The sequence below is a fragment of the Streptomyces sp. E11-3 genome, assembly GCF_046540415.1.
GTDB lineage: Bacteria > Actinomycetota > Actinomycetes > Streptomycetales > Streptomycetaceae > Streptomyces.
Genome location: NZ_JAZGRL010000001.1, coordinates 2,680,991 through 2,691,658 on the forward strand (window position 1 = coordinate 2,680,991; position 10,668 = coordinate 2,691,658).

Genomic DNA, 10,668 nt, shown 5'->3' on the forward strand with positions numbered 1-10,668 from the left:
GGCTCCGGGCGCCTGGTTACGCCGTACGCGCCGGGGTCATTCGGCCTGTGGCTCTTCGGGATCCTCGGGGATGCCGATCGTGGGCTCCCCGGTCGGGTCCGGCTGGTCCGTCGGCTCGGGCGGCTCGATCGTCGGCGGCGACGGATCCTCGGTCGGCTCCTGGGTCGGCGGCTCCGGCTCCTGGGTGGGCGGCTGGGTCGTCGGGGGCTCCGGCTCCTCGGTCGGCTCCTCCGACGGCTCCTCGGACGGCTCCTCGGACGGCGTCGGCTCCTCGGACGGCGACGGCTCCGGCGGCGGGGCGACCGCCGCGCCCATGGTCGTGTCCAGGTCGAACTTGGCCGGAGCGCCCATGATGTTGAAGGTGTACGCGGCCCAGATCCGGGCCGGGAAGCTACCGCCCGCGACGCTGCCCTGGCCCGTCGTGCCGGTCATGCCACGCAGCGAGACCTGCTTGCCGCCCTCGGAGGGGGGCGCCTCACCGAAGATGCCGACCGCGGTGACCAGCTTCGGCGTGAAGCCGGCGAACCAGGCGGACTTGTTGTCGTCCGACGTTCCGGTCTTGCCCGCGACGGCCTGGCGGGCGTTGCGTACCACCGAGCCGGTGCCGTCGTCGACCACGCCGGTCAGTACGGAGGTGACGGAGTCCGCGGTGGAGCGGCTGAGCACCTGGTCGCCGATCGGATCCTTGAGGTCGATCTTGCCGCCGATGTGCTCGGCGGAGCGCACCACCGCCGGGTCGACCTGCTTGCCGTGGTTGGCGAAGGTCGCGTAGACCCCGGCCATCTGCAGCGGGCTGGCGCCCATCGTGCCCAGGGCCTGGGCGGGCACGGCCTGCTGGTCCTCGACGTCCATGCCGAGCGTGCCGGCCATCTCCATGACCTTGTCCATGCCGACGTCCACGCCCATCTGCGCGAAGACGGAGTTCACGGACTTGTTCATGGCCTTCTGGACGGTGACTGGGCCGTAGTCGACGTTGCCCTGGTTCGGCGGCGCGTAGGCGACGTCGCTGCCCTTGACGGGGGTCTTGCTGTCGCCGTTGTAGACGGTGTTCGCCGTGATCGGCTTGCCGTCCTGGGTCTTGGCCTCGTGCTCCAGCGCGGCGGCGAAGATCAGCGGCTTGAAGGTGGAGGCGGGCTGGTAGTCGGTGCGGGTGGCGTTGGACCGGTAGTGCTTGGTGTAGTCCACGCCGCCGTACAGCGCGACCACCCGGCCGGTCTTGGGGTCCACGGACGCGGCGCCGGCCTGGACGGCCGCGTCGACCTTGCTGCTCTCCGGCTTGAGCTGGTCGGTCAGCTCACCGGAGACCGCCTTCTCCAGCTGCTTCTGCTTCTTCTTGTCGATGTTGAGGGTGATCGTGAAGCCGCCCTGATCGAACTCCGCCTCGGTAAGACCGTTGGCCTCCATGACCTCCTGCTTGGCCGCGTTCACGAGGTAGCCGACCTGGCCCTCCTGGCCCGCCACCGGCTTCGGGTCATCAGGTTCGGGGAACGTCATCCCGGCCCGCTTCCCGGAGTCCAGCCAGTCCTCCCCGACCATGTTGTCCAGGACGTAGTTCCAGCGCTCCTGGGCCAGCTTCTTGCCGGTGTCGCTGGCTATCGCCCAGTCGTATTGATTCGGCGCCTGGAGCAGTGCGGCGAGATAGGCGCCCTGCTCGACGCTCAGGTCCTCGGAGTCGACGCCGTAGTAGGCCTGGGCGGCGGCCTGGATTCCGTACGCGCCTCGGCCGTAGTACGCGGTGTTCATATAGCCGACGAGGATGTCGTCCTTGCTCTTCTTCTGGTCCACCTTGAGGGCGATGACCAGTTCCTTGAGCTTGCGGCTGACCGTCTGGTCGTGGGTGAGGTAGTAGTTCTTGACGTACTGCTGGGTGATCGTCGAGCCACCCTGCTTGCCCTTGCCCCTGACGGTGTTCAGCAGACCGCGGGCGGTGCCCTTGAAGTCGACACCCTTGTCCTTGTAGAAGGACTTGTTCTCGGCGGCGACGAAGGCGTTCCTGACGTCCTTGGGTATGCGGTCCAGGCCGACGATCTCGCGGTTGCGCTTGCCGGTACGGGTCAGGATCGAGCCGTCGCTGTACTTGTAGACGTTGCTCTGGAACTCGGCGTCGGCGTTGGCCTTGGGGACGTCGACGTACAGATAGAGGCCGACGAAACCGGCCATGCCGAGCAGCACAAGCCCGAAGAACGACCCGAGGACCTTCTTCCAGGTGAAGAAACGGCGTATGCCGCGGCGCGCGCCGCCCTGCTGCGCTCGTCTGGCTTCCGCTCGGCTCATTACTCCGCTGCTCCAGTCACTGTGGTCCCCCGGTCAGCTTTGAAAGCTAACACCGGCGATAGGGACAAACGACATGCGATCCGGTCTTTTGTGGACGTGACAATCAGCACCCGCCCTCACGGGAACCGACTCCCGAAGACCGCAAAGGGTTGCCTGCCGCCTCGCACGACGTTTCGAGGGTGGCGCGCACACCTCGGTATACATCGAAGCTATACACGGCAGGTATACACGCCGTGTACAGTGCTCGCCATGTCCATCGGTCACACCCTGCTCGGACTCCTGGAGTCCGGCCCGCGCCACGGCTACGACCTCAAGCGCGCCTTCGACGAAAAGTTCGGTCACGACAAGCCGCTGCACTACGGGCAGGTCTACTCGACCATGTCGCGGCTCCTGAAGAACGGCCTCGTGGAGGTCGACGGAATAGAGGCGGGTGACGGCCCCGAGCGCAAGCGGTACGCGATCACCGAGGCCGGGATCACCGACGTCGAGCGGTGGCTCGCGACGCCCGAGAAGCCCGAGCCGTATCTGACCTCGACCCTCTACACCAAGGTCGTGCTCGCCCTGCTCACCCGCCGGGACGCCGCCGACCTGCTCGACACCCAGCGCGCCGAGCATCTGCGGATGATGCGCATCCTCACCGACCGCAAACGCAAGGGCGACCTCGCCGACCAGCTGATCTGCGACCACGCCCTGTTCCACCTCGAAGCCGACCTGCGGTGGCTGGAACTGACCGCCGCCCGTCTCGACAAGCTCGGAAAGGCGGTCGGCGCATGACCCCCGCCGGTGCCCTCCTGACCGCCCGTGACCTGCGCAAGGCGTACGGCCCGACCAACGCCCTGGACGGCGCGGAGTTCTCCATCCACGCCGGCGAGATCGTGGCCGTGATGGGCCCCTCCGGGTCCGGCAAGTCGACGCTGCTGCACTGCCTCGCCGGGATCGTCACGCCGGACTCCGGCACGATCACGTACCACGGCCGCGAGCTGTCGGCGATGAGTGACGCCGAGCGCAGCGCCCTGCGCCGCACCGAGTTCGGCTTCGTCTTCCAGTTCGGCCAGCTGGTGCCCGAGCTGACCTGCGCCGAGAACGTCGCGCTGCCGCTGCGGCTGACCGGCACCAAGCGCAGGGAAGCCGAGCGCACCGCGCTGCACTGGATGGAACGCCTGGAGGTCGACGACCTCAGGGCCAAGCGCCCCGGCGAGGTCTCCGGCGGCCAGGGCCAGCGCGTCGCGATCGCCCGCGCGCTGGTCACCGGGCCACGGATGATCTTCGCCGACGAACCGACCGGCGCCCTGGACTCGCTCAACGGCGAGCGGGTGATGGAACTGCTCACCGAGGCCGCCCGGTCCACCAACGCGGCCGTCGTCCTGGTCACCCACGAGACGCGGGTCGCCGCGTACTCCGACCGCGAGATCGTCGTACGCGACGGCAAGTCCCGGGACATGGAGCGGGCCATATGACCACGCTCTCCCCGCCGCCCACCGCGCCCCCGAACCCGGCGAAGCCCCCGCGGCCCGGACTGCTCGGCGCCTGGGTCCGCGACCTGGGCATGGGCGTACGGTTCGCCGTCGCGGGCGGCCGCGAAGGCTGGTTCCGTACGCTGCTGACCGCCGTCGGCGTCGGCCTCGGCGTGGCCCTGCTGCTGGTCACCACCGCGGTCCCGAACGCGCTGCAGAGCCGCAGCGACCGCGAGGCCGAGCGCAACGACGCGCTCTTCAGCTCCGAGGTCCTGCCCAAGGCCGACGACACGCTGCTGGTCCTGCGCACCGACACCACGTTCCGCGAAGACGACATCCGCGGCCGCCTGCTCCAGGCCGAGGGCTCCAGCGCGCCCAGGCCGCCCGGTGTCGCGAAGCTGCCGGGAGCCGGCGAGATGGTCGTCTCGCCCGCCCTGCGCGACCTCCTCGACTCCCCCGGCGGCGAGCTGCTGGCCCAGCGCCTGAACTACCGGACGGTCGGCACCATCAGCGACGACGGTCTGATCGGCCCCACCGAGCTCACCTACTACGCGGGCTCGGACAGCCTGACGGTCTCGCCGTACGGCCATCCGGTCGCGCGTCTCGACTCCTTCGGCGAAGAGCTCAGGCCGGAGCCCATGGGCCCTGTCCTGACGCTGCTCGTCCTGGTCGTGTTCGTCGTCCTGCTGATGCCGGTCGGGGTGTTCATCGCCGCAGCCGTACGGTTCGGCGGCGAGCGGCGCGACCGGCGCCTGGCCGCGCTGCGGCTGATCGGCGCCGACGGCCGGATGGTACGGCGGGTCGCCGCGGGCGAGGCCTTCGCGGGCGCCCTGCTCGGGCTGCTGCTCGGAGCCGTGATGTTCCTGGTCACCCGGCAGTTCGCCAGCGGTGTGGAGCTCTTCGACCGGAGTGTCTTCCCGCACGATCTGAACCCGTCGCTCGCGCTGGCCGTGCTGGTCGCGGCCGCGGTACCCGCCGCCGCGGTCGGGGTGACCCTGTTCGCGCTGCGCGGCGTGGTCATCGAGCCGCTCGGTGTGGTGCGTACGGCCAAGCCGCGGCGGCGGCGCCTGTGGTGGCGGCTGCTGCTGCCGGTGGCCGGAGTCGCGCTGCTCTACCCGATGTTCGGGCGCGGCGACTCGGGCGACAGCTTCAACGAGTGGATGGTCACCATCGGTGTGGTGCTGATCCTGCTCGCCGTCACCGCCCTGCTGCCGTGGCTGGTCGAGGCCTTCGTACGACGGCTCGGCGGGGGCGGCCTCTCCTGGCAACTAGCCGTACGGCGCCTGCAGTTGAGCAGCGGCACCGCGGCCACCATGGTCAACGGCATCGCGGTGGCCGTGGCGGGTGCGATCGCCCTCCAGATGCTGTTCGCCGGGGTCGAGGGCGACTTCACCAAGGAGACCGGAAAGGACCTGGAGCGCGCCCAGATGGAGGTCTACGTGCGGCAGGGCACCGACGCGGCCCGCCAGACCGCCGAGGTCAGCCGCAGGCTCCAGGACCAGAAGGGCGTGCTGAACGCCTGGGCGCTGTCCTCCACCGACCTGGCCGCCGAGGCCAAGGACCCCAAGGACAGCACCCAGTTGACGGTCGGCAGCTGCGACGCCCTGCGCGAGCTGGCGAAGCTGCCGTCCTGTCGGGACGGCGACGTCTTCCTCGTGCCGACCCCCGACGCGTCCGCGGAGGACTACGCGGACGCGGCCAAGGTCGCCAAGCCGGGCAGGAAGCTGTTCCTCGACCCGGGCTACGAGGACGACCCCGCCAGTGAGGTCGCGTGGACCGTCCCCGATTCGCCCCGTGAGGTCGTCGGCGGCAAGGCCCCGAACGGCGAACCGACCGGCGGAGTCCTCGCCACACCGGGCGCGCTGCCCGCCGCGGCGGCTGCCCTGACCCACACCAACGTCTACGTCGAGGTCGACCGGTCGGTGCCGGATGTCCTTGAGTACGTACGCAACGCCGCCGCGCTCACGCACCCGGATCTGGACGCGATCACCTACACGGCCACCGAGCAGGCGAGCCGCTTCACCGCCATCCGCACCGGCCTGTTCGTCGGCGCCGCCTGCGTGATGCTCCTGATCGGCGCGAGCCTGCTGGTCTCGCAGCTGGAGCAGCTCCGCGAGCGCAAGAAGCTGCTCTCCGCGCTGGTCGCCTTCGGCACCCGGCGCCGGACGCTGAGCCTCTCGGTCCTGTGGCAGACCGCGATCCCGATCGGCCTCGGCCTGGTCCTCGCGGCCGGCGTGGGACTGGCGCTTGGCGCCGTGCTGCTGAAGATGTCCGCCGCCCCGATCGCCGTGGACTGGGCGGGCGTCGCCGCGATGACGGGCATCGCCGCGGGGGTCGTCCTCCTGGTGACGGCCCTCAGCCTGCCGCCGCTGCTGCGGCTGATGCGCCCGGACGGGCTGCGTACGGAGTGAGTACGCGGGCCGGGCTCCCCTTGGTTGCGCCATATGGTCGCGCTGGTCGCGCCATATGGTCGCGCCACGGGGAGCCCGGCTAGCCGCCCTCGCCGACCACCCGTACCGGCAGCGCCCGCATCGCCTCCCGCAGTGCCGCCGCCAGCTCCTCGTACTCCGCGGCCCGCGCGGCCCCCGTACGCATCGCGAGCGCGATCCGCCGGGTCGGCGCGGGCTCAGCGAAGTACCCCGTCAGCAGCTGACTCGACCGGCTGGTCTCCACCTTCACCGCGGTACGCGGCAGCAGCGTGACCCCGAGCCCGCCCGCCACCAGCTGCACCAGCGTGGAGAGCCCCGCCGCGGTCGTGGACACCGGCACATCCCCGCGCCCGGCCTCCCGGCAGATGTCCAGCGCCTGATCCCGCAGACAGTGTCCCTCGTCCAACAACAGCAGGTTCAACGACTTGAGGGCCTCACGAGGGATCCCCTCCCGTCCACCCAGCCAGTGGTCCAGCGGCGTGACGAGGACGAAGTCCTCATCGAACAACGGAAGTTCACTCACCCCCGGCGCCCCCAGCGGTACCGCGAGCAGCAGCAGATCCAGCCGTCCCGACTGCAACCCGTCGAGCAGCGACGCGGTCTGCTCCTCGTGCACCTCCAACTCCAGCGCCGGATACCGCTCGTGCACCAGCCGCAGCACGGTGGGCAGCAGATACGGCGCCACCGTCGGAATCGCCCCGAGCCGCAGCACACCGGTGAACGGCCCGCGCACCGCCTCGGCCTCCTCCATCAGTGACCCCACGGCCGCCAGCACCCCCTGCGCCCGCACCGCGAGCCGCTCACCCGCGGGCGAGAGCAGCACCTTGCGCGTCGTACGCTCAAGCAGCTGTACGCCGAGCACCTCCTCCAGCGCCGAGACCGCCCCCGACAGCGCGGGCTGGCTCATCCCGATCGCCGCGGCCGCGTCCCGGAAGTGCAGATGCTCCGCGACGGCCGCGAACGCGCGCAGCTGCGCCAGCGTGGGCTGCTTGGCCCGGCCTCCGCCGCCGCTTCCCCGCTGACCACCGATAGGGCTACCGGCCACTGACAACCACCTCCGATCAGCACGACCGGGATGGTCACGCCATGTCGCACTTTCGGCGACCTGCCGAAAGACGATCACGTTAACGTGCCGTCCCGCCTCTATCCCCGGGCGCCACCTGCACAGTAAGTTCCCCGAGCCTCCCACGCTTCTTCTCCCTCTCAGGTCAAGGAGAGCCATGCGAAGAGCCCGCATGCGCAACACCAGCGTGAGCTGTATCGCGGCGCTTACCCTCGCCGCCAGCGCACTTGCCGGTACGGCCCTGGCGCACGACGGTGCCTCCGCCGACGACGGCGGCATCGACAACGCCAAGGCCACCCACGGTCACCACAGCCACCAGCACGGTGGTGACGAAGGCCATCTGCCCACCGGCAGCGAGAACGTCCGCCTGGTCAGCAAGCTCGGTCTCAAGAACGTCGAACCCGAGAAGATAGCCGACGTCGGCGTCTTCGACGGACACGCCTACCTCGCCGCCTGGGGCGGCGCGACCTGCAAGTACAACGGCGTGCACGTCGTGGACATCCGTAACCCCGAGGCCCCGGAGGAAGTCTCCTTCATCCAGTCCAAGGAGGGCAGCTACCCCGGCGAAGGCATCCAGACGCTGCACATCGACACGCCGTACTTCGACGGGGACGTCCTCGTCTCCAACAACGAGAAGTGCAAGGAGACCGCCGGATTCGGCGGCATGAACCTCTACGACGTCAGCGCCCCGGCCCACCCGACGCCGCTCGCGGAAGGCGTCGGCGACCACTCGGTCACGGGCCAGGGCAAGAAGGACGCGAACGAAATCCACAGCGTCTTCGCCTGGGACGCGGGCGACAAGGCGTACGCCGTGATCGTCGACAACGAAGAGGGCCCCGACGTCGACATCGTCGACATCACCAACCCCAAGAAGGCCAAGGTCATCGCCGAGTACGACCTCGACGAGGCCTTCCCGCAGATCGTCCAGGGCGCACCCGCCAACCTCACCGAGATCTTCCTGCACGACATGGTCGTCAAGGAGGTCGACGGCCGGCAGATCCTGCTCGCCTCCTACTGGGACGCGGGCTATGTGACGCTCGATGTGACCGACCCGAAGAACGTCACCTACGTCGGTGACTCGGACTTCGCGCCGCTCGACCCCGAGGGCCAGGAGAGCGGCCTGGAGGTCGCGCCCGAAGGCAACGCCCACCAGGCCGAGTTCACGCTCGACGACAAGTACATCGTCGGCGCCGACGAGGACTTCGGGCCGTACGCCCTCACCGCGCGCAACGTCACCGACGACACCGAGGTCACCGCAAGCCAGGGCAGCAACACCAAGCGTCTTGAGCAGGGCCAGACGGTCACCGGCGACTCGGTGTTCGTGGGCCGCGCCTGCAACGGCGACGCGGCGGTCCCCGCCGGTGACCCGGACGCCGCGGACGTCGCCGTCGTGGAGCGCGGCGCGTGCACCTTCACCGAGAAGGTCGCCAATGTCGTCGCGGCCGGTGGCTACGACGCGGTGCTGATCTTCAACCACGGCAACCCCGGCGGCTGCGACCAGACGCTCTCCATGAGCGTCGAGGGCGACATCCACACCTTCGGCATCGCACCGCGCGGCCAGGGCTTCGCCCTCTTCGACCAGCCCTACGACGACGAGGCCTGCGAGGCCGGATCAGGACCCGGCGCGCTGCCGGTGCCGCTGGGCACCAAGGGCGACCGCGTCACCTTCTCCTCGTACTTCGACGGCTGGGGCTACGCGCACCTGTACCGCAACGAGAACGGCAAGCTCACCGAGCTCGACACCTACGCGGTCCCCGAGGCGCACGACCCGGCCTACGCGACGGGCTTCGGCGACCTGTCCATCCACGAGGTCGCGGTGTCCGAGCAGCGCGCCGATCTGCTCTACTTCTCGTACTACTCGGCCGGACTGCGGGTGGCCAAGATCGACGACGACAAGATCGTCGAGGTCGGCCACTACATCGACGAGGGCGGCAACAACTTCTGGGGAGCCCAGGTCTTCGAGTCCGGCGGCAAGGAGTACGTCGCCGCCTCGGACCGTGATCACGGGCTCTACATCTTCGAGTACACCGGAGGCCAGTGACACGGAGCAGCCGGTGACGCATAGGAGCCGGTGACACGGACGGGCCGGTGACACATAGCAGCCGGTGACACAGCGGGGCCGCGCCATCGACATGGGTGCGGCCCCGCTCTCACGTCCACACTGATAGGCGCACCCGATCAACTAGGCCACGTATTGCGATTTCCGTGATCAACGCCGCCCGTGTCACTATCTCCATCCGTCCAACCCTCCCGGAAAGCCCGATATCGGGCTTTCCTTGCTGCAAGGAGAGCTGAGTGCTCACTGTCGGTGACAAGTTCCCCACCTACGACCTGACCGCCTGCGTGTCGCTGGAGAGCGGCAAGGAGTTCGCGCAGATCGACCACAAGTCCTACGAGGGCAAGTGGCGCGTGGTGTTCTTCTGGCCGAAGGACTTCACCTTCGTCTGCCCGACCGAGATCGCCGCCTTCGGCAAGCTGAACGAGGAGTTCGCCGACCGCGACGCGCAGATCCTGGGCGTCTCCGGTGACTCCGAGTTCGTGCACCACGCCTGGCGCAAGGACCACGCCGACCTGCGTGACCTGCCCTTCCCGATGCTCGCCGACTCCAAGCACGAGCTGATGCGCGACTGCGGTGTCGAGGGCGCCGACGGTTTCGCCCAGCGTGCCGTCTTCATCGTCGACCAGAACAACGAGATCCAGTTCTCCATGGTGACCGCCGGCTCCGTCGGCCGTAACCCCAAGGAGGTCCTGCGGGTTCTGGACGCGCTGCAGACCGACGAGCTCTGCCCGTGCAACTGGACCCAGGGTCAGGACACCCTCGACCCGGTCGCGCTCCTCTCCGGCGAGTGAGCGGGCTGAACTGAGATGGCTCTCGACGAACTGAAGTCCGCCATACCGGACTACGCCAAGGACCTGAAGCTGAACCTCGGTTCGGTCATCGGCAACTCCGACCTGCCGCAGCAGCAGCTGTGGGGCACCGTGCTCGCCTGCGCGATCGCGTCCCGCTCCCCCAAGGTGCTGCGCGAGCTGGAGCCGGAGGCCAAGGCCAACCTGTCGGCCGAGGCGTACACCGCCGCGAAGTCCGCCGCCGCGATCATGGCGATGAACAACGTCTTCTACCGCACGCGTCACCTGCTCTCCGACCCGGAGTACCAGGCGATGCGCGCCGGTCTGCGGATGAACGTCATCGGCAACCCGGGCGTCGAGAAGGTCGACTTCGAGCTGTGGTCCCTCGCGGTCTCCGCGATCAACGGCTGCGGGCAGTGCCTCGACTCGCACGAGCAGGTGCTGCGCAAGGCGGGGATGGACCGCGAGACGGTCCAGGAGGCGGTCAAGATCGCCGCGGTCATCCAGGCCGTGGGTGCGACGCTGGACGCCGAGGCGACGCTGGCGGCCTGATCCGCCGCGCCACTCCCTCTGAACGCCGATCGCCGGCCGGGCTCTCAGG

At 69.3% G+C, this 10,668-nt stretch carries 8 protein-coding genes; 6 read left to right on the forward strand and 2 right to left on the reverse strand.

Annotated features, from left to right (window positions below):
• Window positions 1-36: 36 nt before the first annotated feature.
• Window positions 37-2,274, reverse strand: a complete 2,238-nt coding sequence (locus U9R90_RS12025) for a transglycosylase domain-containing protein (protein WP_411056422.1) — start codon at window positions 2,272-2,274, stop codon at window positions 37-39.
• 249 nt (window positions 2,275-2,523) lie between these two features.
• Here U9R90_RS12025 and U9R90_RS12030 point away from each other — a divergent pair, with 249 nt between their 5' ends.
• From U9R90_RS12030 to U9R90_RS12040, 3 genes are read left to right on the forward strand one after another with little or no spacing between them, the layout of a single operon-like run.
• Complete coding sequence (locus tag U9R90_RS12030; protein WP_411056423.1) at window positions 2,524-3,048, forward strand: PadR family transcriptional regulator; 525 nt, start codon at window positions 2,524-2,526, stop codon at window positions 3,046-3,048.
• Complete coding sequence (locus U9R90_RS12035; RefSeq protein ID WP_411056424.1) at window positions 3,045-3,731, forward strand: ABC transporter ATP-binding protein; 687 nt, start codon at window positions 3,045-3,047, stop codon at window positions 3,729-3,731. The genes U9R90_RS12030 and U9R90_RS12035 overlap by 4 nt, the downstream gene beginning before the upstream one ends.
• Window positions 3,728-6,139 (forward strand): ABC transporter permease, encoded by a 2,412-nt coding sequence (locus U9R90_RS12040; RefSeq protein WP_411056425.1) that lies wholly within the window; start codon window positions 3,728-3,730, stop codon window positions 6,137-6,139. Before U9R90_RS12035 ends, U9R90_RS12040 begins: the two co-directional genes overlap by 4 nt.
• Before the next feature lie 79 nt (window positions 6,140-6,218).
• Here U9R90_RS12040 and U9R90_RS12045 read toward each other — a convergent pair whose 3' ends face one another.
• Window positions 6,219-7,202, reverse strand: a complete 984-nt coding sequence (locus tag U9R90_RS12045; protein ID WP_411056426.1) for a hydrogen peroxide-inducible genes activator — start codon at window positions 7,200-7,202, stop codon at window positions 6,219-6,221.
• A 175-nt stretch (window positions 7,203-7,377) separates the two neighbouring features.
• Between U9R90_RS12045 and U9R90_RS12050 the strand changes: the two genes are divergently transcribed.
• The 3 genes from U9R90_RS12050 to U9R90_RS12060 all read left to right on the forward strand — a co-directional run bounded on the left by U9R90_RS12050 (window position 7,378) and on the right by U9R90_RS12060 (window position 10,619).
• Window positions 7,378-9,261, forward strand: a complete 1,884-nt coding sequence (locus U9R90_RS12050; protein ID WP_411056427.1) for a PA domain-containing protein — start codon at window positions 7,378-7,380, stop codon at window positions 9,259-9,261.
• Between the two features lie 254 nt (window positions 9,262-9,515).
• Window positions 9,516-10,070 carry a peroxiredoxin gene (locus U9R90_RS12055; protein ID WP_411056428.1) on the forward strand — a complete coding sequence of 185 codons (555 nt, stop codon included), beginning with the start codon at window positions 9,516-9,518 and terminating at the stop codon, window positions 10,068-10,070.
• 15 nt (window positions 10,071-10,085) lie between these two features.
• Window positions 10,086-10,619, forward strand: a complete 534-nt coding sequence (locus U9R90_RS12060) for an alkyl hydroperoxide reductase (RefSeq protein WP_411056429.1) — start codon at window positions 10,086-10,088, stop codon at window positions 10,617-10,619.
• The last annotated feature ends 49 nt before the right edge of the window (window positions 10,620-10,668 follow it).

What these genes read in the sequence shown, in the direction of transcription:
- U9R90_RS12035 (WP_411056424.1), top strand. Translation starts at nt 3,045, where the DNA reads ATGACCCCCGCCGGTGCCCTCCTGACCGCCCGTGACCTGCGCAAGGCG.
- U9R90_RS12050 (WP_411056427.1), top strand. Translation starts at nt 7,378, where the DNA reads ATGCGAAGAGCCCGCATGCGCAACACCAGCGTGAGCTGTATCGCGGCG.
- U9R90_RS12030 (WP_411056423.1), top strand. Translation starts at nt 2,524, where the DNA reads ATGTCCATCGGTCACACCCTGCTCGGACTCCTGGAGTCCGGCCCGCGC.
- U9R90_RS12040 (WP_411056425.1), top strand. Translation starts at nt 3,728, where the DNA reads ATGACCACGCTCTCCCCGCCGCCCACCGCGCCCCCGAACCCGGCGAAG.
- U9R90_RS12025 (WP_411056422.1), bottom strand. Translation starts at nt 2,274, where the DNA reads ATGAGCCGAGCGGAAGCCAGACGAGCGCAGCAGGGCGGCGCGCGCCGC.
- U9R90_RS12060 (WP_411056429.1), top strand. Translation starts at nt 10,086, where the DNA reads ATGGCTCTCGACGAACTGAAGTCCGCCATACCGGACTACGCCAAGGAC.